We start from the raw sequence: 22679 nt of genomic DNA, 5'->3' as shown, positions 1-22679 counted from the left end.
CCTTCACATATTTCGGTCATCGAATCGCACCGGCTGAGGACGCCAAACAGCATGGTCACCAGCTGGGGTTTTGCCTTAAACGTCTTATAGTAATGGTCTGCACCATGCTTTTTCACCAAGCTGCTGACATTAATGGCATCGATTAAGTTGATGGCTTGTTTGAAAATCGGCTGTCCGACTAATTTTATTTCTGTATTTTTGCCCATGTTGTGTTTTTTTTCGCAAAACAAATCTACAACATCGGGGTGAAACCTTCGGGGAGTAGCCCCTTATTTTTATTCAACTAACGTTTCAACTGGAATCTTTTTGTCGGACAGTAGTGATTTTAAGTAGGTAAACCCCCTTTGGTAAAGAGGAAACATTAAACTTTACGCTTGTTTCGGTTCCCCCAAAATTGCGAATTAAAACAGAAGCCCCCATTTTATCGAAGATTCTTACCGATCGAATTGGCTGCGCTTTTACGGGCTCTGTTGCGGCGGAACTGTTATCGACAACTGGTATAATACCAATTTCGCTTGTAACAGGATTGGGATAAATTAAATAAAAAGGCTCAGGATTACCACCACCAGGCCTTGGGCTTTGAAGGGGACCCTCGCCACCAAGCACATACCCGGAACGGAATAAACATGGGCTACTACCGCAACTATTAGCAACACTTACGCTCACATTGAAGTATATGGGATTATTTACCACCGTCCATGTCAAGGCGGTTATATGACTAGTCCCTTGGCCACTGAGGATGGTACCACCGCCTACGCTCCATGTATACCCCGAAACACCTTGGTTCAAGGCATAGCTGACGCCAAAATCAACCTCCGAATTGTTATTGAAATTCTGCCCATTTTTAGAAAACCCGTTAATAACTGTCGGTTGGGCGGGAGCACCAACCCAAATAGTTTTTGAATCTGTGTAACTCCCGCTTATGGCAGTTATCGTCGCATAGCCAGCACCCAAAGTTCCCGCAACAGTCAATTGATTAGAGCCTTGACCGCTAACGATAACGGCAGGTCCAGAAACAGACCAACTCACGGGTAAACCGCAAATATTCAGTAACGGAATACGGAGACTTCCACCGGCACAAATATTTTGAGATACGCTCTGTATCCTAAAGATATTGTTTACGAAGTTTGCCCTAGGTCCACCTGGCAAAAACACTGCTCGCATTCGATCACGCTGATTATTTGTAAATATGTTCATGCAAGGATCGTCTGTATAGTCCATGTAATTCATAAACATGGAGCTCACATCGTTGGTGCTGCACCTAGGTCCAAACCAACCATTTGCAGGATTAGCTGCGATAAGAGGGAATGAGGGATAACCAAAATTTCGATCCTTTTGTGTTGGAGTATCTGAGCACTCATCATTACCACAATCGCTATCACCCCAAATATGCCTAAGATTCAACCAATGACCAACCTCGTGAGTTGTCGTTCTGCCAAGGTTGAAACTTGGGGTTAGGTTGCCTTTCCTTCCAAAACACATATAATCGATAACAACACCGTCTGTATTCGGTTTTGTAGCATAGTCAAATGGGAATTGAGCATAACCCAGAAGACCACTCGCTAAATCGCAAACCCATATATTCAGGTAGCGGTCAGTGGGCCAAGCATCCTTACCTCCCTGACTAGTATATTTAATCCGAGTAGATATTTCATTTACACTCTTGTCACTATTATATCCCAAAGTATATGTAGCAATCGAAGTAACGGTTCGTGAAATGCCATTTGTTGGATTTCCGTTTGGATCCGCACTTGCCAGCCGAAATTCAATATTTGGATCAGCGGCAACGGGTACAAATGCACCTGGGGTTTTCACAGCATCAGCGTTTTGGCGACGAAAATCCTCATTCAGCACCGCAATCTGACTTCTTACCTGTTCTTCACTTATATTTCTACCACTCCCAACAGATTCACCTCTGTGTAGTATATGAACAACCACGGGAATAACTATCGTACTATTGGGCTGCATAATCCTTTCCAGGCTTCCCGTTTTTACAGCCTGCCTATACGTACTTGTCAGCTGCTCTAATTGTTGGATTGAATTGTATCGCTGCGGATTCAACAGTTGGATTTGACCAACATCTAAATCCGATCCGCAGGTTCGCTGGGCAAAAAGATTGGAACAGGAAAAGGTAACCAGAAGAACTACTGGAATGAAAGTTCTATAAATGCTCGTAGAAGTTAGGTGGGTTAATAGTGTTTTATGCTAAGAATCTCAATCTTGCGCCCATAAATTAAACCGCGCTGGTTAGGGCTACTTAAGTATGGCTTACAGTTTTTCAGACAATAGGAAATCAAAACATGGGTGTCAAGCTGTTTAAACTCACCCTGGAGTGGGGGACAAGGAATAAGGCAGCTATCTGCCTCTATTACATACGTTCCTGGAGTTGTTAAGTCTTCCTGCCGAATTGTAAAACCAGTTGTGGTCTCTTGCCCATGGATTGGATCATGCCAGAAATCTACAACCTTTGCATGCACATTGTAGCAAGTGTCTATTGTCTTTTCATTCTCACACGAATAGCAGAATGTTTCTGTCGAATCTTCATTCCATTTTTTACAGCTACTCATGATGAATGGTACCATCATAATTAAAATCAATCGATTCATTGCTTATTAGTTTGGCAATTGTGACTTCCTTTGTTTTGAACCCAGTTGTATGAGAGTATTCGCTTTGAAATTAAACTTAGAACTTAGCCCAGTATCATATATCAAAATTAGATAAATATTTCTCATCTCCAAACAATTGTTGCAGATAATACAAAAATCATTGGTCAGTTTTACACCCCCACAACAACCCAAATTCCCAACGGCCACAACCTTACCCGCCAGCCAAAGCAGGTGATGGTAAACGGCAAAAAGGTAAAGGGCTGGAAGTGGAATGCCGCCAAGGCCACCATTAGCCTCACCGTTTCGGGACAAAAGGCAACTTCGGTAAGCATTAAGCTATACCATAAAACAATCGGGGTGACTTTTCGCTAAGAAAAGTCACCCCGTTAGTTCACTATCATATTGCCAAAACATCGGATACAAGTAGGCGAACTTCGGCAATTTTCACAACTAGTGCTTTACCAACAGCTGCTGTCGAGAGACTTTTTTTCCATCATTTATTTCCACAATGTAAATTCCATTATTATAACTACCCACGGGTATTACAACTGGTTCGCCAGAACTCTTTAGCGTAACTTTTAGCATTCCGTAGTTATCCAATATACGGATAGTATACGAGCCTGCCAAGGTAGATCTTGTCCCGAACGGTGCTGATGCAGCAGTGCTTGTTGATAAAAACGATGCCGTATTCTCACCACCGCCAATGGTCAATGTTACATTATCGGAAGCAGGGTTGGGGAAAATTCTGAAATCATTTTCACAGGGTGTCTCCGATACCTCTGCATGGCTTATTTCCGACACACCGCATGCATTTACAGCCGCTACATCTACGTAGTATACATGACCACAATTATGGAGTTGCCGATCAAAAACACAGCGAATTCTTAGTTCATCCTGCTCCAAAACACCATCTACATACCATCGGTACGACGTAGCACTTCGCATTGGAGCAATAGAAGCAGTACACCTCTTTGGTGGAGCATCAAAGCGAATAGAAATTGGGCCAGGTGTTGGAGAGCCTACAACAACAGGACATGGTGAAAGATTGACATTTCCACATTCCGAAGATAGTGTTGCCTGCACCCAACCGTCTCCGCTGCCGTTGGCCACAAATGTAGCCGAGCTGCCCGAGGCAGAGGATAGGGTAAGGTTACTGCTACCGCTCCACGAAACAGTGCAGCCGGCAGGTAGGTTGCTCACCGTGTAGGTGGCACCAGAGGTGCATACGGTGGTGGGGCCGGAAATCAAAACAACAGAAGACAACGATTGAGTAACAGCCCTGCATGCGTTTAATCGTCCAAAACCCATTTCATTGCTACGTCCATTCGCATAAACATACCCACCAACTTTATCTGTTGATTTAGTTAAAATATCAAAGACCTGTTGTTGTGTCAAATTTGGATTGATAGATAACACTAATGCCGCTACACCCGCAACTTGAGGACATGAATAGGAAGTCCCTCCAAACGACCAGTATAGGAAAAATTATTGACCGCAATATTGGGTAGAATTGAACCTATTATGGGTAAAGAGCCACCATCATTATTATGAACAGGATTATATCCGTCATTGCCCGGAATATCTATCGACCACGCCTCAAAAGTTTCGCCTGCAATTTGACTTGAATATGCACGATGTGAAGGAGCAACAATATCCAGCAACTGATTGTTATTACTTGTAGTATTACCTAATGGACTGTAAAACGCCTTAACATCATACCTGTCTGAAGCGCCAACAGTTATAACACCAGACACATCTACGTTGCTTGGAAAGTGAACGAAACCGTTATTTGCAAAATTATTACCTGCAGAAAAGGCAACAACACATCCAAGACCATTTCGACCTTTGGTTGTTGCAGCAATTATAGCCTCTTTTATCACTGGGTGTAAGTTGGGATTATCCGAATTATACCCCCAACTGTTTGAAATAATATGAGCACCATTTTGCCAAGCATAAGTTATTGCATCAGCTAGTTTTTGTGGTGTAATACCAGAACCGCCGGTATTAAATATTCTTATGGGCATAATTCTACAGTTTGGAGCAATACCAGAAATTCCCTGATTATTATTCTGTGTTGCACCAACAATTCCAGCACAAGCATTGCCATGGTTGTCATTTCCAGTTGGTGAAGGGTTATTGGGATCACCATCAGCAAAATTACTACCATTTAATCGAACTTGACGTGCGTTAGGCAAATCAGGATGATTAGGTGTTAAACCTTGATCCAACACAGCAATTATGACATACTATTACCTTGAGTTAAAGCCCATGCTTCTGGAGCATCAATATCCGCATCAATAGTTCCAGAATGATCATCCGTAAATACCTGTCCCGTATTATTTAAAGAAAATTGATTTATAAAGTAGGGATCATTAGGAACTACCTGATGTAACTCCACATCACAAATAAAATTAGGTTGACTGAAGCGAGTTAATCCACTTTCTTGATATTTATTAGCAATTTCCAATACATTACCCCCAACTGGCACCTTAATTAGCTGGTAAAGCTCGCATGTCTTTACTACCTTAACTCCAAATTTTCTATGAAGTTTTTCAATTTCTGCTTGCGGTACATTTTCGTGAAATTTTACGAGGAATTCATCAGTTACACCCATTTCTAATCCTGTATTAATAGAGTAAACCGGATTACAGGATTTTACATCAGTTTGTTTCGATATCTCATCTTTAAACACATCCCTTTCTGATGCGTCTACTGTGATTATACAAGTGCTATCATCTTTCCATTCTATCAATTTATCAGCAAGTTTCGAAAACAATGATATTTGTTTTCTGTCGGATTTCTTGCCCTGATTATACCTTACAACAAGTCTATTATCCTGTTCATTAAGATATACCTTCTCTCCATAAGCGTAGTAAAAACTAGAGTTGTTTGAGCGTGTAAAACTCATTATTGCAGCAATACAAAGCAGTAATACTGTAAACAAAATATATCTATTCTTCATAGTAACCATTATTAATTATTATTTCGTGGCAGATTTAACAACAACTTGTTCGTAATGCAAAAAGAGAATATCGGTTGTACATAAGTTATAAACCTTCTCATCATCGGTTGCAGTTAAATATGAAATATTAACCTTATACTTATATCGTAATGTATCCGGGAAGTATGGGCAACTCCCATAATTTTGAAAATATAATTCAGGTATTTTATAAAGAGTATCTGACAAATTGTTCAAAATAGATGCCGGCATTCTGAACTCATTATCTGATAAATTATAGGTCACCAAAGTATCATTCAAATCAGTTGATATAATGACATATCCAACTCTATAATGATGATTAATTGTGCATGGATCAAAACCAACGAGGTAACCTTCGATAGACTTAATTGATTCACCATCATCCTTTTCACAGCCACAAGCCATAATACATAGTATTCCACATAGGAATACGATTGATATTAATTTTTGCATAAGGATTTAGTTTTGGTTAAAGATTCAGTAAAATAGGTTTTCCAAGCAACAATACAAAATACAATTTCCGCTTTCATTCCGATAGGTTTTTTATTAGAATCCGACCTTCGGTCTTATCATTAAAGTCGATTTTTATTTCAGCACTAGATCCGGTGCAAACGCCTACAACCATTGAATAGCTGGCGTAATCTAACGGGCCTATTTTACAGATTACATCGTATAAGCAGTTGCAATTACAGTTATTGTTTTTGTTACAAAGCAAATACTGTAATTTACCATCATAAATACTTGAATAAACCATAATGCTATCGGGACAACAATTTAGACTTGCATTAACATGTTTAATGTAAAGGTAGTTGCTATCCACTGTATGGTATTCCAAATATTCTTCCCGTTCAGACGATCTTGCAGCATTTGTCTTACATGCAGAATGAGACAAATCCTCAACAACAAGAACCCTATCCGCCATATCAACAGAGTTGCTCTTTTTACAGCCAACTGCTGCTATTCCAATAGTTCCACATAGGAACAGAATAAGTTTAAAATGTTTCATACTGAACTAAATTAAAGATTACATAGAAAAATGATACCGATAATTACAGCAAAACTCAAACTTGTTTTACAAACAAACCGACACAACACTTTTAACAAAGTTAAAAACAAATTCTCCCCGTCAAGCAATTGTTTCATAAACTTCAAAAACAGTTAGTCGGTTTTTCACCCCACAACAGCCCAAATCCCCAGCGCGCACAACACTTCCCGCACCACCCAAAATATTTTTGAAAAATACTCCCGAAATTTCTTGTCTCGTATTATTTCTTTTTCGTAACTTTCTCATCGTTAACCAACCAGCAAACAATAGCGAAGGCACCGGAGCCCGCACATAGGCTCTTACTGCCTTGGCAAATGCCAAAGAGGTAATGAAATGTAGCCCCAAACACTCCAACCCCACAATTTCGTTCAGCCCGAAAGGTGAACCACCTTAAATGAGGGTAAAGGTTAAAAGGTAAAGGACTTTTAACCGCAACGTTACCAGCGGCATGCTTCGTCTACGAGGTTTGTCCCACCGAAAATGCCTACTCACTTTCTTGGTAGTACATAAAAGGTCAAAAGGAGTCTGTTCTTGGCTCCGACAGTAGTCAGAGAGGCAAACCGCTATTGGTTGAGGCTTCTGATAGCAGTCAGAGAGGCAAACCGCTATCGGTTGGGGCTTCTGATAGCAGTCAGAGAGGCAAACCGCTATCGGTTGGGGCTTCTGATAGCAGTCAGAGAGGCAAACCACTATCGGTTGGGGCTTCTGATAGCAGTCAGAGAGGCAAACCACTATCGGTTGGGGCTTCTGATAGCAGTCAGAAGCATAATAGAATTTAATAATCACTAGCATTAACCATATAAAATCAAATTCAAATGTCAAACATCGTAAGATTTCCCGTAGCAGCCATAGGCGCTGCAGGTGCAGTAGTAACGGATTCGGCAGAGAAAACGAACTCCGCAGAGGTAACGGGCTCGCAAGCCTTCAAAAACCTTAAGACTATTAACACCGAGTACCAATTGAGCATGGGCAAAAAGGCGGGCTCGCTCGAAACCGACACCGTGGTGGAAGCCGACAAAAAGCGCGACTGGGCGGTGGTGGGTATCCGCGAATCGGTTCACGCCAAAACCTACTGGCCCGATCCAAACATAGCCAATGCCGCGCATCGCATGGAGCCCATGGTGATCAAATACTCGGCCGACATTGAGGACAAGCCCTACAACGACGAGTCCACCTACGTGCATGCCTTTATTGCCAAGCTGGCCGAGGCCGAGTGGCAAGCAGACATCGACCTGATGGGCATCCGTCCGCAGGTGGTGTATCTTCCCCAAGCGCAGCAGCATTTTGAGGAGACGCAGCGCAGCCGGGCCGTGAGCGAGGCCACCAAGAGCGAGATTGCGGCAGCATCGAACAAGCGCCGCGACCTTGAGCGGGCGCTACGTGCTTTTACAAAGTATGCCGAGGCCATGGAGCTTACCACCACCAGCCCGGTATGGCACGCGCTTAACCTCACCATCAAGCAGCAGCTGGCCGAAATTGAGCGGGGCTTTCGGGCATCGGGAAACCAGTCGCAAACAAATTTGAATTCAGATTAAATCACACACAACCCAAGGCCCCGCAACGGGCCTTGGGTATTATGGCGCAAACAGAGGTGATTGTGCTGTATCCCGAATACAATGGCGAGCCAAAGAAACCAACTCAACGTATGCCAAAACCTACGGTAATGAACTCCGTAACCCATCACCACAAAAGCATGAACTAGCCCGGTAGCAAAAAAAAACGCGAACCAACCGGTTCGCGCAATTCCATATCGTTCAAAGCATGAGCGATTAAAAGGACATATCCAGGCATCCGTAATCAGTCATACGAAACATCTCATTAATTTCATCCTTCTCGAAGTAGGTGGGATCCAAATCGCCACCAAGCCACTCCATGTATTCGGCATACTCCTCATGGGCAGTATCCTTCAGCACAGCCAACATGTGCTGGTAACCGCCCACGCCCCCGCTATCTTCTACCGGGCAATTCATCTTTCCATCGACACAAAAGGGGTATACAGCCGATTCATCGACCGGAAGAATCGCCTCCAGCTCCACGGTATGCTCCCATCCGTCGCCAAAGTCGTACTCATACTCCATTTTGTCCTTCACCGCCTTCAGCAAATCGGATACTAAAATATCCTTGTAATCGATGCTATCGGTATCGTCCCATGAATCGTCATCCTCAACTACCGGTGCATAATACTTCTTTCCCTTCACAAACTGATGCAGGTGAGAGTTGGCCCATCCCATAGCGGTTTGAATTACCTTATGCACATCGGATAGGGGCATATCGGAGGGAATTAACACACGGCGCCAAATCTTCGGCTTTGAGCCTACTAATGCCACCTGAATTTGATAAATACTCTTTGCCATGATGCTTGTTTTTAAAACTACTTGCACGAATACACCACCCAGAATAGCAGTCGTTGCGGAGGTAAAGATAAAGAAACAATTCCAATGGGGCCTACAATTCTCGGCGGGTAGTATTGGGAATCAAGCGTATTCCAAAAACAAATACTATATCACCTATTGACTTTTGCTGAAAAATGCACTATATTTCACATGCAAAGCAGTTAAATAATACTTCGAGCCATGAACAACGAAAAAATTGTAAAACCCATCAATGGATGGATAGGCATACTGGCAGCGGCACTATGCCTTACGGTTGCCATTTTGGGATTAGTAAATGGATATGTTGTAGCCACCGCTCTTATTGGGGTGGCTTTATTCATGCTGGTAGGTAGCGTAATCGTGGCACCCAAAGATGCGTGTGTTCTAATATTCTTTGGACGCTACAAAGGAACCATAAAGGAAAACGGTTTCTACTGGGTGAATCCGCTTACCAACCGCAGAACGGTATCCCAAAGGCCACGCCATTTTACCAGCATACCCATTAGGACCAACGACAAGGCAGGAACGCCAATTGTTATTGGGCTAGTGCTCGTATGGAACGTGGAGGATACTTACAAGGCGGCCTTTGAAGTAGACGACTACCAGCATTTTGTAATATTCCAAAGCGACGCGGCCCTGCTTAAGCTAGCCGACAGCTTCCACTACAACAATATTGAAGTACAAGACACGGAGTTTAGCCTTATTGCCGGTAGCGACGTTGTAAACAAACATTTGGAAGAAGAGTTGCGCCTCCGGTTGCAACATGGAGGCATTAGCATTGTCGAAACTCGGGTAAACTACCTTGCCTACGGAACAAAGGGATCGTCGGCTAAGCGCAAGAAGAAAAATGGGGGCAAGCAGGATCGTTCATAGTAAACGGATAGGTGCCGCGCCTCAAAGAAAGACCATTCCATCGGCGCAACAAGCATTTTTCAAAACAGCAAAGCCTCACCTCTTCCGGTAGAACATTCAGGCTTGGTTGCACCAAAACAAAGAGGGACGATTTTCATCGTCCCTCTTTGCCCTTTTAACCTAAAACCTAAACCTATGAAATAACACCTAAATTTTTCTTTGAAATGGAGAAATGGTTACTTCCATTTAACATTACAAAGATAGGTGGTCAGTCAGCTAATGCGTTTTAACTACTGTTAATCTAGGTTATAAGTTTTATGTCACGAAAAAGGCAATACAACCATCTCCAATTTGGGATAAACAAAAGGCTAGCTGCTCAAGTCGTGTCATTGGTGTGTAAGGGTTAGGTTTAGATTATGATATCTTCGTTTAGGTGCTGTGAAAATAAGGAAAATGATTGATTCGGCAAATTCTTCCAAATTATTTTTACATTTACCGAAAACCAGCAATAGGTTACGCTTTCCATGCACAAACCAATAAAAACTTTCTTTCTGTTGCTTCTCGTGATGGTTGCCCTAGGCGCAATCGCCTTGCTATTTCCTAAGCAAGGAATCCGGGTTGGCAACAATTGCACAATAACGTTCCCCTCGCTTTCCGACATCTTCCTCCCCGACACCAGCAACACCAAAGATATCAACCAGCTATTTAACGCTGAACTACTAGCCAATATCGAAACGAATAGCGATTCGTTGCCTACCATCGACACCTTAGATAGTAGCATGGCGGCTAAATTACAAGATAGTAGCCGTGTCCAGCAGGATTCATTGTTGCCGACAACACCCATAAGAAATATTGAAACCAAGCTACCCAATATTGCCATAGAACACTCCGACAGCGCCAAGGCAGCCCTTCGTAATTTCTTCGAATCGCTGCTAACAATTCAGCCCGGCACGCTTCCCATTCGAGTGCTTCACTATGGCGACTCACAAATAGAGGTGGATAGAATTAGCTCCCGCCTGCGCAAGCGCCTTCAAGAGCAATTTGGCGGAGGGGGATATGGATTTATAACGCTCGAAAGTGCCGAACAAAGCTATATGATGAGCGTAACCAGCACAAACCTGTGGGACACGCGAAAGATTAAGAACAAGGACGATAAGGAGAAGAAAGATTTTGGTCCATTCTTTAGCTCGGCTCGAATCGGGATTACCGAATCGGGGACGAAAAAGGAGGGCTATATCACCATTAGCCAAAACAGGCTGGGACGAATGGTGAACCGTTTCTCCTTTTGCTATAGGCCCACCTCCCCGCTCCTTCTCCAAATTAAGTGCGACGAGGCAACACTCTATGCCGATATCGTTTCCCCTTCATCAAAGCCATTGCTTACAACAGTAACCATACCTGCATCGGCAAAAAGCATAAGCATTAAGATGCAGGCCGACCAAAGCCCATTGATCTTTGGACTCGGCTTCGACAACAGCTACGGAGTGGCGGTGGACAATATCCCAATCAGAGGAAGTTCCGGGCTTGAATTTACGCGGGAAAACTTTTCGGTACTCTCCAACTCCTACCAAATGCTGAATGCCCGCCTTATTCTTCTCGAGTTTGGCGTTAACGTGGTTCCCACCCATGCGCGCAGCTACGGATACTACGAAGAGGCGCTATACCGGCAGCTGATGTATATTCGAAAGGCTGCACCCAAGGCATCGGTGATGCTCATTGGTGTCTCGGACATCTCCAAAAACGAGAATGGACGAATGGTCTCGCACAATAATATTGAACCTATTCGCGATGCACAGAAAAGGGCGGCGTTCCGTGCCGGATGTGCCTTTTGGGATTGCTACAAGGCCATGGGCGGAAAAAACTCTATGCCTGCCTGGGTCTCGGCCCAGCCGCCCCTTGCCAACAAGGACTACATTCACTTTACAATAAAAGGAGCCAACCTCATTGGGGACATCTTCTACAAAGCCCTAATGAAAGACTACCAAGAGTTCCTCGCCTCGAAAAACACCCTGCCAGATGGTCAATAGCACCCTTTTCATACTCCTATTACGCTTGTTTGTGGGCATCGAAATGCCCAACGAAACCGCCACTTCTACAATGACCAAAACTAATGCAGCAGTAATTGCCGCCCCAGACGCATCGGAAGCAACAAACAAGCAAGAGGTAAGAATTTTACATATTGGCGACTCCCATATCCAAGCCGACTTGTTTACCGGAGAGGTTCGTCGCTTGCTGCGCGAATACCTCAGAGACACTATGCCTCAGCGAGGCTTCGTTTTTCCGTTCAGCGTAGCGGCAACCAATAACCCGCTCGATTATAAGTCGACCTCCACCGGTAGTTGGACGACATTAAAAAGTACTGACGTGCTCGCTATGGACGCTTTTGGTATAAACGGAATTGTGCTCAAGACAGCCGATAGGACTGCCACCATATCCTTTAAGCTGAAGAATGAAAAAAGCCGATTCAACCGAGTGCGAATTTTATACACCTCCACTTCCGGAATAAAACCTAGAATAGCGGGTAACTTCACGGTAATAAAAACCTTCGACAACAAGGATTCCGATTTTATTGATTTCATTTTAGACACCAAAGCAGATTCAATTACCATGTCCCTAGCGGGACGGACGGATGGAGAATTTAGGGTCCACGGACTCTTACTGGAAGATATGCAAAGTGCCTTTGCCTACAACGTAGTAGGGCTAAACGGTGCATCTACCACATCGTTCCTACGGTGCGACAACCTTGCAACCCAGATAAAGAGCATTAACCCCACACACGTTATTATTTCGCTAGGAACCAACGATGCCTACAGCACCGCCTTTTCGCCTCAGGATCTTAAAGTCAACCTCGAAAAACTCATTGAAAAGGTTAGAATTGCAGCACCGTTTGCCACATTGGTATTGACCACTCCGGGCGATTTTATGGCAAAAGGGAGGAAAACCACTCCTTCGCCCAAGATTGCAGCCGAAATTATAACCACTGTTGCGGCAAACACCCAATGCGCTGTGTGGGATTTCTTCAACCAAATGGGTGGGGAAGGTTCCATCGAGGGTTGGTACCACAGGGGACTTGCCTCTCCCGATCGCCTCCATCTCTCCAAGGAGGGGTATAAAGTGCAAGGTCGTATGTTCTTTGAATGGCTAACTGCAGTTAATTCATAGCACATGGAACTGGCCATTAAGGAATATATCAAACGATTCTTTCTGTTCTCTCAAACAGAACCGATGCTTTTTTCAGGAATTACCTTTTGGATTTTCCTTTTAATCCTACTGCTTGGATTCCATTTCGTTTACAAAAAGAATCAGCTTCGCAATATATACCTATTTGCATTCAGCCTCTTTTTTTACTACAAATCGGGTGGGTTCTTTTTCTGGCTGCTTATCTTCTCCACCGTAGTCGATTATCTTTTAGGGTTGGGCATTGGCAGTGCTCAAAAGAAACTTGCTCGCCGAGCCATGCTTGCCATTAGCGTTACGGTGAACCTAGGGGTCCTCTCTTACTTTAAATACGCCTACTTCTTTACAGAAACCATCAATAACTGGTTTGGCACCCATCTGAAAGTTAGCAACCTCTTGGCGGAATGGAGCAACCACCTAACCGGGTCAACCTTCGATGTAACCGCTATCATTTTACCAGTAGGGATTTCGTTCTACACCTTTCAAACCATCTCCTACACCATTGATGTTTATCGCCGGCATGTAACCCCCGTGCGCAATATCCTCAACTTTGGATTCTACGTAAGCTTCTTCCCGCAACTGGTGGCTGGGCCCATCGTTAGGGCATCGGAATTCATTCCCCAACTCTATATCCGCTACTACCTCACCAAAGATGAGGTGGGGCATGCCATCTTCCTTATACTAGTGGGGCTATTAAAGAAAGTTGCCATTTCCAACTACATCGCGTCCAACTTTGTCGACAGAGTTTTCGACTCCCCTATCGCTTACTCAGGATTTGAGGTGCTGATGGGAATTTACGGCTACGCACTACAAATATACTGTGACTTTAGCGGATACACCGACATTGCGTTAGGAGTAGCCCTGCTTTTAGGATTTAGGCTTCCCGTAAACTTCAACTCACCCTATAAAGCCACCAGCATCACAAACTTTTGGCATCGTTGGCACATTTCACTCTCCCGATGGCTGCGCGACTACCTTTACATTCCCCTTGGAGGGAGCAAAAAAGGAAAGATCCGAACCTACATCAACCTAATGATAACTATGCTACTGGGGGGATTATGGCACGGCGCAAGCCTTAAATTTGTAGCATGGGGAGGTATTCATGGTCTCGGCCTTGCCATCGAACGCTTGTTTGGCATTGGAAAACACCAACCATCAAAACGACTTTCTCCGGTTCGAAGATTCGTCGCTATAGTAATCACCTTCCATATTGTGTGCCTAGCATGGATTCCTTTTAGGGCTGCCTCCTTCTCCGATGCATTGACAATCCTTTCCAGAATTGCCACCGCATTTTCATGGAATACCATACCAGAGGTGCTCCTTGGATACAAGGCTGTCTTTATTACCATTGCGATTGGTTTCGCGGCTCATTGGTTTCCCTCGCAGAACAAGGAGAATTTCCGCGGGTGGTTTATCAGCACAAACCCTGTTATCAAACTACTAGCAATACTCCTCGTTGTGATGCTGCTTGCCCAAGTCCGCACAGCGGGAATCCAACCGTTTATTTATTTCCAATTTTAGGAATAGGCAATAGATGGATTAGGCGTATCTATGTTTATTCGCACATAGCCTTTGAAAAGACAGCACATGAACAAAATTTAATTAGAATACATTCGAATTACACCGCCTTCAAATCATCAAACAATTGCATTCCGTTGGCACAACCAATTCGGCCTATGACACGTTACCTTACAATTAAAGTATAAGAATTACTTGCACATGTTAAATTTATCCTTACCTTCGATATAGTATTATAAAAATCAAATGAAGGACGAGGAATCAACATTCAATATAACCAACAGCCATCTGAAGGCGATTGAGTATGGCGTTCCACTTTTAATTTCGCAACGATGGACTTTTTGTGCCCAGTTCGCCTTCCTTGCAATTTCCATACTCCTACTACTTACAATTAGCCATATCACTGGCGAACCAGAAACGCTATACATCCTGGGAATAATGGCAATTACAGCCATAATAACTTTCTCCATTTCAAATGCCATCGTGGTAAAGGGTCAACTTCGATTAAAAACAATTCTTGGTAAACCTCACTACATCGATCCTGCAAAAATCAACCATATCTGGTATCCTTTAGGACCAAAGATGAATATCTTGATGATTGTTTATCGGATAAAATATCCCCTCCCGCTAATTAGCATAATCACGGTTCCTGCATGGATCCGATATGCAGAGAACATTAAACTCCTATTAGACCATACCCAAGGGCCGGACTGTATAATGCGTAAGCCGGAACTCTAGATCGAAGCGCGTCAAGTCCTCTGCTTTTTGACATTGTCGGCTTGCCAACGAAATTTCTCTCAAGCCTCATAGATAATTACACACCTATATATCAACATCTTCGAATTTAATCCAAATCCCCACTGGAGGGATAAAGCATGTTGAAACTTTTACTATCTTGCCGCTACGAAACCGAGATCCTATGAAAATATCAACAAACTTCGACTCAGGCAATATTGAGGTTGTAAGCCTAAACTCTCACGACAACATCCAGCTGAGAATCCGAAAAGACACGCAATCGGAATTCCTTCAATGGTTCCACTTCCGCCTTATTGGAGCACAAGGTTATCCCTGTACCATCAAAATAATTAATGCAGGAGAAACGTCATACCCCGAAGGATGGCAGAACTACTACGCATGCGCTTCTTACGACCGGAACAGCTGGTTTAGAGTTCCAACTACCTTTAATGGTAAAGAACTAACCATTGAACTAACGCCAAACGAGAACAGCATCTACCTTGCCTATTTTCCTCCCTATAGCTACGAACGACACCTCGATCTCGTATCAACGGCACAGTCGGAAGATATCTGCGTGCTCGACACCCTTGGGCAAACACTTGAAGGCAGGGAAATTGACTTCCTTACCCTTGGAGAGTTCTCGCAAGAAAAGCGGAAGATTTGGGTTGTAGCACGTCAACACCCCGGAGAGACCATGTCTGAATGGTTTGTAGAGGGGCTCATTCATCGACTGCTCGATAGCGACGATCCTATTTCGCGTAGAATCCTTGAGAAATGTGTTTTCTACATAGTGCCCAATGCCAATATCGACGGTTCCATTCACGGCAACCTACGAACAAATGCCGCTGGGATAAACCTAAACCGCGAATGGGGAAATCCCTCGCAGATGAAGAGTCCAGAGGTATTCCATATACTCAAAAAAATGGACGAAACCGGAGTAGATCTCTTCCTCGATATACATGGAGATGAAGCACTTCCTTACTGCTTTATTTCTGGAATTGAGGGAATACCGAACTACCCGGGTCGCTTACAGATGCTTCAGGAGCGCTTTATTGAAGTGTGGGAAGCCATGAATCCTGATTTCCAATCCAAGCACGGCTATCCCAAAAACGAACCGGGAAAAGCAAACCTAAACATCGGTTCCAAGGCCGTAGCAAACCGCTACGGGTGCCTCGGACTCACCATCGAACTTCCCTTTAAAGATAATGCAAACCTACCCGACAGGGCTTTTGGATGGAGTCCCGAGCGATCGATAAAGATGGGCGAATCGGTTGTGGCCGTGCTGCTTCAAGTATATAAAGGGCTGCGTTAATTCAACCCATAAAGAAAGGAGCCATTGATTGATCAATGGCTCCTTTTTTTATTCTTATTTCAAATGATGCCTAATTGCATCAACGATATCTTCGGCAAGTGGATTATCGGATGGAACAACCACCTTCGCTTTTGAGTAGAATGGCTCGCGAATCTTCAGCATCTCGGTAATGTAAACTGTAAGTTCATTGCTCGATTTACCCCAAAGTAATGGCCTATCAATCTTAGTTGCCTCCAGTCGTTTCACCAACTCCTCGGTGCTCACCTTTAGGTAAACAGTAAGGCCATGTTCATTCATCTCGTCGATGTTGTTGTGAAAGCAAGCTGAGCCACCACCGGTAGCCACAATTACCCCATCCTCTTTTGTCAGATCTGCAAGAGCAATCTTTTCCAAGTTCCGGAAATACGCTTCACCTTTGGTTACAAAGATCTTCCTAATGGTATCTCCATTCTTCTGTTCGATGTATTCATCCATATCCACGTATCGCATTCCCAGCAACGTGCCCAACTGACTGCCAAGGGTTGTTTTTCCCGAAGCCATAAATCCAACAAGGAAGATGTTCATAGAGTAACCATTATGTTGCTGAAAGATACAACTTTTTATTTTTTAAAATTAAATCTCGAGCGACATTTGTGTAGTTTCCCCATCACTGTCGGAATCGGAATCGCTTTCATCCCCACTATCCGAAGGGTCTTGTTCCATTGGTTCCTCTGCCGATTCATCCAAGGGTTCCTCTTTCTGAAGTGGCTCAACAAACTTAGCCTCACCAATTTGGTAAGGCGTTAACCGCTTGCCTCTGGCTCTAAAACTCTTCACTCCAATAAATTCAGAAACATCAACAAGTTCGTTCAGGCGATGTGCATATGAACCTCCAAAAACGATCTCTACCTGAGGCCAAGCATCGGTAGAGAACTCAACAAGGTAAGAACCAGAAGCGTCACCAATAAAACTCTGTGGCTTATCAATAACCTCCACGCTAAACCGTTTAAGGTAAACAAACGACTGTTCAGCATCGAAGAAGAGGACACTATAAACCTTAACGGCGTCAAACTTCTCAATAAGCAGCAAGTCGTCGTCGTAATGATTGGACGTTTCGTAAGAGGTAATGGAATAAATACCACGCTTATAGAACACTACTAGTTTATCGTTGGCTCCAAACTCGCCCAACAATTTTCCACGGCCATCGGCATTCAAGCGCAGCACATCGGCATCGAACCAAATTTTTTGGCCACCTAGGGTAGAAACACCCTTCTCCTTAACCTGAATTTTATGAATTGCGTAGCGGCTAAAGATATTTCCCATTGAGCTACGTCCTTTGATTGCAAGCGTACTAAAATCGAGATCGATAATAGGTTTTTTAAGCTTTGGCCGTGGCTTTAGGAATACCTTCAGTACCTCAGCCTCACCATTTGGGTTAACGCTCATGTAAAGCACCTGCGACCCATCGGTACCCTTGGATATATCATACTCCTTATCACGAGTAATTCCAGTAATAGCGCACCGCTTTATCATGATGGATCCGTTTCGACCGTCGCGGTACACAGCATTATAGATGGTGCGGGTATCGTTTCGCTTAAACACACCTATATGAATAATATCCTTACCAAAGAACGACTTATCGGCAACCTTAGCAATGGTGTATTTTCCGCTCTTCAGGAATACAATCACGTCATCGATATCGGAGCAATCGGCTACGTATTCGTCCTTTTTGAGACCAGTTCCGAAGAAGCCTTCTTCCCTATTAACGTATAACTTTTGGTTTGCTACCACAACTTGCGTTGCTTGAATAGCCTCAAAGCTACGCAGTTCAGTTTTGCGCTCTCTTCCCTTTGAGTGTTTCTTCTTAATTTGCTCGTAGTAGGTAATGGTATAAGCCACTAAGTTGTCGAGGTTGTGCTGAACGGTTAGCATCTCAGCCTCAATACCCTTTATCAACTCATCGGCTTTCTTAATGTCGAACTTCGAAATTTTGCGAACCGGCTTTTCCGTTAACTTCTCAATGTCGGTACGAACAATCTCTCGGCGAAACTTAGCTCGATAGGGGTCAAATCCCCGCTCAATACCCACCAGTATCTGATCCCATGTGTCGGTATTCTTTTCGAGTTCGCGGTAGATCTTCTCCTCAAAGAAAATTTTCTCCAGTGACGAAAAGTGCCAATCTTCGAGCAACTCAGCCAGCTTAATTTGCAACTCCAGCTTCAGCAGCGCCATGGTCTTATCGGCCGAAATGCGAAGCATCTCCTTTACACCAACAAACCGAGGTCTATCATCCTCAATGACACAACTATTTGGAGATATTGAGATTTCACAATCAGTAAAGGCATAGAGTGCATCTATGGTTTTATCGGGCGAAGTATCGGCAGGCAGGTGAATAAGGATTTCGACATTCCGAGCGGTATTGTCGTCAATCTTTCGAATCTTGATTTTACCTTTATCATTGGCTTTCAGAATGCTTTCGATAAGGGTTGCAGTGTTTTTTCCGAATGGTATTTCGGTAATCACCAAAGTCTTTTTATCAATCTTATTGATTCGAGCCCTAACCTTAATTGCACCACCCCTTAATCCATCGTTGTAGCGGCTACAATCGGCCATACCTCCAGTAATAAAATCGGGGTAGAGTTCAAAGTCCTGATTTTTGAGGTAAGCAATGGAAGCATCGATAAGCTCAATAAAGTTGTGCGGAAGAATTTTAGAGGCTAAACCCACAGCAATACCCTCCACTCCTTGAACCAGTAGCAGCGGAAACTTAACGGGCAAAGTAACAGGTTCCTGATTACGTCCGTCGTAGCTGCGCATCCACTCGGTGGTTTTTGGATTAAATACCACATCGTTGGCAAACTTGCTAAGGCGCGCCTCTATATAACGCGGAGCAGCAGCATTATCACCAGTAAGAACGTTTCCCCAGTTACCCTGGCATTCAACCAATAAGTCTTTTTGTCCCAGCTGTACCAGTGCATCACCAATGGAAGCATCGCCGTGCGGGTGATACTGCATGGTGTAACCAATAATATTTGCCACCTTATTGAACCGCCCGTCATCAAGACGTTTCATGGCATGCAAAATACGGCGATGAACAGGTTTGAGTCCATCGTAAATATGTGGTACGGCACGCTCTAGGATAACGTATGAGGCATAATCCAGGAACCAATCCTTATACATACCCGAGAGGAACTTTTTCTTCACTCCATCCCCTATCAGTTTGGCTAGTTTCTCCTTGTCGGCAGAGCCTTCAACGGGTAACTCATTAATATCGTCTAACTCTTCAGGTTTATCCAAATCTTCGGCACTCATGCTTCTGTAAATTAGAATTTAGGCCTCAACGGCGTGTTCCACTTCTTCTTCAACACCAACGGCATTAGCGCCATCGGCATCATTCTCCATCTCTTCAAGCAGGTCTTCCTCAATACGAAGGTTATCGATGATAAACTCCTGCCGTTCGGGAGTATTTTTACCCATGTAGAAGGTGAGTAAATCTTGTATTACATCGTCCTTGGTAATACGAACGGGGTCGAGCCGAATGTCCTTACCAATAAAGTGGCTAAACTCATCGGGTGAAATCTCTCCAAGTCCTTTGAATCGGGTAATTTCGGGGTTTGGGCCTAACTCTTTGATTGCTTTTTCACGCTCATCGCTATTGTAGCAGTACAAGGTTTTCTTTTTATTCCGAACCCGAAAAAGCGGAGTTTGGAGAATATAAAGATGTCCTTGGCGGAGCAAATCGGGAAAAAACTGAAGAAAAAAGGTAATAAGCAACAAGCGAATATGCATCCCGTCCACATCGGCATCGGTGGCAATCACCACCTTACTATAGCGAAGGTCTTCCATATCTACCTCTATGTTGAGAGCAGCCTGAAGGAGGTTGAACTCTTCATTTTCGTAAACCACTTTTTTGGTAAGCCCATAGGTATTCAATGGTTTTCCCTTTAAGCTGAATACTCCTTGAGTATTAACATCGCGGCTTTTGGTAATAGAACCCGATGCAGAATCGCCCTCGGTAATAAAAAGGGTGCTCGCCTCAGCAAGGTCGTGCTTATCGCCAAAGTGAACGCGACAATCGCGCAGCTTACGGTTATGCAGGTTGGCCTTTTTGGCGCGTTCGCGAGCCAGCTTTTGAATGCCAGAAATGGCCTTCCGCTCCTTTTCCGAGTCCAATATTCGGCGCAATAGAGCATCTGCAGTATCCGGATTGCGGTGAAGAAAATTATCGAGAGCAACCTTTAGAAAGTCGCCAATATAGTTTCGAATAGAGGCCGCACCGGGGCCCATATCTTTTGAACCGAGCTTAGTTTTTGTCTGCGATTCAAAAACTGGCTCCTCCACCTTTATGCTAACTGCGGCAACAATGGAGCTGCGCACGTCGGAGGCATCAAAATCTTTCTTATAAAACTCACGAATAGTTTTAACCAACACCTCGCGGAAAGCAGCAAGGTGGGTTCCCCCGTGCGATGTATTTTGCCCATTTACAAATGAGTAATACTCTTCACCATAACGACTTCCGTGGGTAATTGCAACTTCAATATCTTCGCCCTTGATATGAATAATTGGGTAAGCAACCTCTTCGGAAATATTTTCGTTCAGCAGGTCGACTAACCCGTTGGCCGAGAAGAATTTTTGTCCATTAAAAACAATGGTAAGACCTGTATTGAGGTAGGTATAGTTGCGGAGCATGGTTTCCAGAAACTCGCTCTGATAAGCATACACTCCAAAAACAGATTCGTCGGGAATGAATTCAACGAAAGTTCCATTTTTTTGGTTAGTAGTATCAAGAACTTTCTCTTCGGTAATAATTCCTGCCGAAAACTCAACACACTTAGCCTGGCCGTCGCGAAAAGCTTGAATTTTGAAGAACGACGAGAGAGCATTCACAGCCTTAATACCGACTCCATTCAAGCCCACCGACTTTTTAAAAGCCTTTGAGTCGTACTTAGCCCCAGTATTCATTTTCGAAGCCACATCCACCAGTTTGCCCAGCGGAACACCTCGTCCATAATCCCGAATAGTTATTGATTTCTCGGTTTGAGTAACATCAATAACTTTTCCATAACCCATCATGTGCTCGTCGATGGAGTTGTCGAATACCTCCTTAAATAGAACATAAATTCCATCGTCGGGAGCCGAGCCATCGCCCAATTTCCCAATGTACATTCCGGGTCGTCGGCGTATATGCTCTTGCCACTCGAGCGTCTTTATTGAATCTTCTGAATAGTTAGCAGTCATACAAATTAAATTGCTGTCACAAATATAAGCATAAACATGCGTTTACGACCAAACTGTTTATCAACAGTTTATAAACCGCAAGTTAACAACGTAGTGTAAACACACCGTCTAAGAATAGAGTTCCGGGCGCATCGGTTGATGCAGGGCAACAAACTCCTTCTGAAAGTGGGCAGCGACTTCATTGGTTGTCAAATGAGCCAAGGTGGCCTGCTCCACTACAGGAAGAATTCTAATGGTAAAATGTTGTCTGGCCTTTACTTTGTATCCATCACGTGGCAGTGCATCGGAGGTACCCTCCACCAACACTGGTAAGATAGCAACGTTTGCATCGCGAGCAATAACAAATGCGCCCTCCTTAAAACGAGTTATTCGCCCGTTTTTGCTACGAGTTCCCTCAGGAAAAATCATCATAGAAACACCCCCATTAAGAGTCTTAACGCACCTATCTATCATATGGCGAGCACTGGTAGCATTACCACGGGCAATCATAACATGCCTATTCAAAACAAGGTTCCATCCAATAAATGGAACCCGCATCAGTTCTGCCTTTGCCACCCAGCGAAAGTTTACCGGAATCCGATAAAGAAGAGCAATATCGAGAGCCGATTGATGATTTACCACCACAACGTAGGTTCGGCCCTTCTCAATGTTTTCCTCGCCAGTTATCGTAACGCTCCAATTGGGATTCCAATAGATATAGGAGAGCGCCCACCAAGCCGACAATCGTTGAGTGATCCTGAGCTTTTTGTCGAATGGGGCCGTCAATATCCACATAGGAACCATGATGAACATAAAAAAGACGAAGCAGTGCACTGCAACGAGCACCCAAATAAGAAATAGAACCGAAGATTTAAACATAGGAGAA

21 protein-coding genes are annotated in these 22679 nt (G+C 43.9%); 8 read left to right on the top strand and 13 right to left on the bottom strand.

Translation table 11 applies throughout. The features are described from left to right. The 3 genes from BLS65_RS05645 to BLS65_RS05635 form a co-directional block, all read right to left on the bottom strand. Positions 1–206 (bottom strand): DUF4372 domain-containing protein (locus BLS65_RS05645; protein ID WP_125869780.1); only part of this gene is annotated, 206 nt, incomplete at its 3' end. Between the two features lie 85 nt (positions 207–291). Continuing rightward, positions 292–1968 carry a M43 family zinc metalloprotease gene (locus BLS65_RS05640; protein WP_092436784.1) on the bottom strand — a complete coding sequence of 559 codons (1677 nt, stop codon included), beginning with the start codon at positions 1966–1968 and terminating at the stop codon, positions 292–294. A 221-nt stretch (positions 1969–2189) separates the two neighbouring features. After that, positions 2190–2606, bottom strand: a complete 417-nt coding sequence (locus BLS65_RS05635) for a hypothetical protein (protein WP_125869779.1) — start codon at positions 2604–2606, stop codon at positions 2190–2192. A 234-nt stretch (positions 2607–2840) separates the two neighbouring features. Here BLS65_RS05635 and BLS65_RS18175 point away from each other — a divergent pair, with 234 nt between their 5' ends. Beyond that, the gene (locus BLS65_RS18175) at positions 2841–2978 is read left to right on the top strand and encodes a hypothetical protein (RefSeq protein WP_170830010.1); all 138 of its coding nucleotides are present in this window, start codon (positions 2841–2843) and stop codon (positions 2976–2978) included. Between the two features lie 78 nt (positions 2979–3056). Here BLS65_RS18175 and BLS65_RS05630 read toward each other — a convergent pair whose 3' ends face one another. The 5 genes from BLS65_RS05630 to BLS65_RS05610 form a co-directional block, all read right to left on the bottom strand. Next, a complete protein-coding gene (locus BLS65_RS05630; RefSeq protein WP_244500666.1) occupies positions 3057–4022 on the bottom strand; it encodes a T9SS type A sorting domain-containing protein in 966 nt (321 codons plus the stop codon). An 8-nt stretch (positions 4023–4030) separates the two neighbouring features. Continuing rightward, positions 4031–4834: a S8 family serine peptidase gene (locus BLS65_RS05625; RefSeq protein WP_170830009.1), complete on the bottom strand. Its 804-nt coding sequence runs from the start codon at positions 4832–4834 to the stop codon at positions 4031–4033. A gap of 8 nt (positions 4835–4842) precedes the next feature. Next, complete coding sequence (locus BLS65_RS05620) at positions 4843–5568, bottom strand: S8 family serine peptidase (protein ID WP_125869777.1); 726 nt, start codon at positions 5566–5568, stop codon at positions 4843–4845. Between the two features lie 18 nt (positions 5569–5586). After that, positions 5587–6039 (bottom strand): hypothetical protein, encoded by a 453-nt coding sequence (locus BLS65_RS05615; RefSeq protein WP_092436772.1) that lies wholly within the window; start codon positions 6037–6039, stop codon positions 5587–5589. Between the two features lie 73 nt (positions 6040–6112). Further along, positions 6113–6592 (bottom strand): hypothetical protein, encoded by a 480-nt coding sequence (locus tag BLS65_RS05610; protein WP_092436770.1) that lies wholly within the window; start codon positions 6590–6592, stop codon positions 6113–6115. An 854-nt stretch (positions 6593–7446) separates the two neighbouring features. Between BLS65_RS05610 and BLS65_RS05600 the strand changes: the two genes are divergently transcribed. Continuing rightward, positions 7447–8166: a DUF6261 family protein gene (locus BLS65_RS05600; RefSeq protein ID WP_092436764.1), complete on the top strand. Its 720-nt coding sequence runs from the start codon at positions 7447–7449 to the stop codon at positions 8164–8166. Between the two features lie 234 nt (positions 8167–8400). Here the strand turns inward: BLS65_RS05600 and BLS65_RS05595 are convergent, their stop codons facing one another. Further along, on the bottom strand, positions 8401–8985 hold the full coding sequence (locus BLS65_RS05595) for a plasmid pRiA4b ORF-3 family protein (protein ID WP_092436761.1): 585 nt from the start codon (positions 8983–8985) through the stop codon (positions 8401–8403). 219 nt (positions 8986–9204) lie between these two features. Between BLS65_RS05595 and BLS65_RS05590 the strand changes: the two genes are divergently transcribed. From BLS65_RS05590 to BLS65_RS05565, 6 genes are all read left to right on the top strand, one after another. Further along, positions 9205–9876: an SPFH domain-containing protein gene (locus tag BLS65_RS05590; protein ID WP_092436758.1), complete on the top strand. Its 672-nt coding sequence runs from the start codon at positions 9205–9207 to the stop codon at positions 9874–9876. 503 nt (positions 9877–10379) lie between these two features. Further along, positions 10380–11882 carry an SGNH/GDSL hydrolase family protein gene (locus BLS65_RS05585; RefSeq protein WP_092436755.1) on the top strand — a complete coding sequence of 501 codons (1503 nt, stop codon included), beginning with the start codon at positions 10380–10382 and terminating at the stop codon, positions 11880–11882. Next, on the top strand, positions 11872–13017 hold the full coding sequence (locus tag BLS65_RS05580; protein WP_092436753.1) for a GDSL-type esterase/lipase family protein: 1146 nt from the start codon (positions 11872–11874) through the stop codon (positions 13015–13017). Before BLS65_RS05585 ends, BLS65_RS05580 begins: the two co-directional genes overlap by 11 nt. 3 nt (positions 13018–13020) lie before the next feature. Beyond that, entirely contained in the window at positions 13021–14553 is a 1533-nt protein-coding gene (locus BLS65_RS05575) for an MBOAT family O-acyltransferase (RefSeq protein WP_092436751.1), read from the top strand. Positions 14554–14796: 243 nt separating this feature from the next. Further along, positions 14797–15288, top strand: coding sequence for a hypothetical protein (locus BLS65_RS05570; protein ID WP_092436749.1), 492 nt, complete (start codon positions 14797–14799; stop codon positions 15286–15288). Between the two features lie 181 nt (positions 15289–15469). Continuing rightward, positions 15470–16597, top strand: a complete 1128-nt coding sequence (locus BLS65_RS05565; protein ID WP_092436746.1) for a M14 family metallopeptidase — start codon at positions 15470–15472, stop codon at positions 16595–16597. 54 nt (positions 16598–16651) lie between these two features. Here BLS65_RS05565 and BLS65_RS05560 read toward each other — a convergent pair whose 3' ends face one another. The 4 genes from BLS65_RS05560 to BLS65_RS05545 all read right to left on the bottom strand — a co-directional run bounded on the left by BLS65_RS05560 (position 16652) and on the right by BLS65_RS05545 (position 22672). Continuing rightward, on the bottom strand, positions 16652–17161 hold the full coding sequence (locus tag BLS65_RS05560; RefSeq protein WP_092436743.1) for a shikimate kinase: 510 nt from the start codon (positions 17159–17161) through the stop codon (positions 16652–16654). A gap of 48 nt (positions 17162–17209) precedes the next feature. Next, on the bottom strand, positions 17210–19888 hold the full coding sequence (locus BLS65_RS05555) for a DNA gyrase/topoisomerase IV subunit A (protein ID WP_092436741.1): 2679 nt from the start codon (positions 19886–19888) through the stop codon (positions 17210–17212). Between the two features lie 18 nt (positions 19889–19906). Next, positions 19907–21814: a DNA topoisomerase IV subunit B gene (locus BLS65_RS05550; protein WP_092436739.1), complete on the bottom strand. Its 1908-nt coding sequence runs from the start codon at positions 21812–21814 to the stop codon at positions 19907–19909. 108 nt (positions 21815–21922) lie between these two features. Continuing rightward, positions 21923–22672 (bottom strand): lysophospholipid acyltransferase family protein, encoded by a 750-nt coding sequence (locus BLS65_RS05545; protein ID WP_092436737.1) that lies wholly within the window; start codon positions 22670–22672, stop codon positions 21923–21925. Positions 22673–22679 lie beyond the last annotated feature (7 nt).

Source organism: Williamwhitmania taraxaci (assembly GCF_900096565.1).
In the GTDB taxonomy this organism is placed as follows: Bacteria; Bacteroidota; Bacteroidia; order Bacteroidales; family Williamwhitmaniaceae; genus Williamwhitmania; species Williamwhitmania taraxaci.
Note: the sequence above shows the minus strand (reverse complement) of the source record. Positions and strands in the feature narration are given on the sequence as shown.

Excerpts from the sequence above, each read along its gene's own strand:
- BLS65_RS05585 (WP_092436755.1), top strand. The coding sequence starts at position 10,380 with ATGCACAAACCAATAAAAACTTTCTTTCTGTTGCTTCTCGTGATGGTT.
- BLS65_RS18175 (WP_170830010.1), top strand. The coding sequence starts at position 2,841 with ATGGTAAACGGCAAAAAGGTAAAGGGCTGGAAGTGGAATGCCGCCAAG.
- BLS65_RS05550 (WP_092436739.1), bottom strand. The coding sequence starts at position 21,814 with ATGACTGCTAACTATTCAGAAGATTCAATAAAGACGCTCGAGTGGCAA.
- BLS65_RS05560 (WP_092436743.1), bottom strand. The coding sequence starts at position 17,161 with ATGAACATCTTCCTTGTTGGATTTATGGCTTCGGGAAAAACAACCCTT.
- BLS65_RS05615 (WP_092436772.1), bottom strand. The coding sequence starts at position 6,039 with ATGCAAAAATTAATATCAATCGTATTCCTATGTGGAATACTATGTATT.
- BLS65_RS05620 (WP_125869777.1), bottom strand. The coding sequence starts at position 5,568 with ATGAAGAATAGATATATTTTGTTTACAGTATTACTGCTTTGTATTGCT.
- BLS65_RS05580 (WP_092436753.1), top strand. The coding sequence starts at position 11,872 with ATGGTCAATAGCACCCTTTTCATACTCCTATTACGCTTGTTTGTGGGC.
- BLS65_RS05610 (WP_092436770.1), bottom strand. The coding sequence starts at position 6,592 with ATGAAACATTTTAAACTTATTCTGTTCCTATGTGGAACTATTGGAATA.
- BLS65_RS05575 (WP_092436751.1), top strand. The coding sequence starts at position 13,021 with ATGGAACTGGCCATTAAGGAATATATCAAACGATTCTTTCTGTTCTCT.
- BLS65_RS05555 (WP_092436741.1), bottom strand. The coding sequence starts at position 19,888 with ATGAGTGCCGAAGATTTGGATAAACCTGAAGAGTTAGACGATATTAAT.
- BLS65_RS05590 (WP_092436758.1), top strand. The coding sequence starts at position 9,205 with ATGAACAACGAAAAAATTGTAAAACCCATCAATGGATGGATAGGCATA.
- BLS65_RS05635 (WP_125869779.1), bottom strand. The coding sequence starts at position 2,606 with ATGAATCGATTGATTTTAATTATGATGGTACCATTCATCATGAGTAGC.
- BLS65_RS05640 (WP_092436784.1), bottom strand. The coding sequence starts at position 1,968 with ATGCAGCCCAATAGTACGATAGTTATTCCCGTGGTTGTTCATATACTA.
- BLS65_RS05595 (WP_092436761.1), bottom strand. The coding sequence starts at position 8,985 with ATGGCAAAGAGTATTTATCAAATTCAGGTGGCATTAGTAGGCTCAAAG.
- BLS65_RS05545 (WP_092436737.1), bottom strand. The coding sequence starts at position 22,672 with ATGTTTAAATCTTCGGTTCTATTTCTTATTTGGGTGCTCGTTGCAGTG.
- BLS65_RS05600 (WP_092436764.1), top strand. The coding sequence starts at position 7,447 with ATGTCAAACATCGTAAGATTTCCCGTAGCAGCCATAGGCGCTGCAGGT.
- BLS65_RS05565 (WP_092436746.1), top strand. The coding sequence starts at position 15,470 with ATGAAAATATCAACAAACTTCGACTCAGGCAATATTGAGGTTGTAAGC.
- BLS65_RS05570 (WP_092436749.1), top strand. The coding sequence starts at position 14,797 with ATGAAGGACGAGGAATCAACATTCAATATAACCAACAGCCATCTGAAG.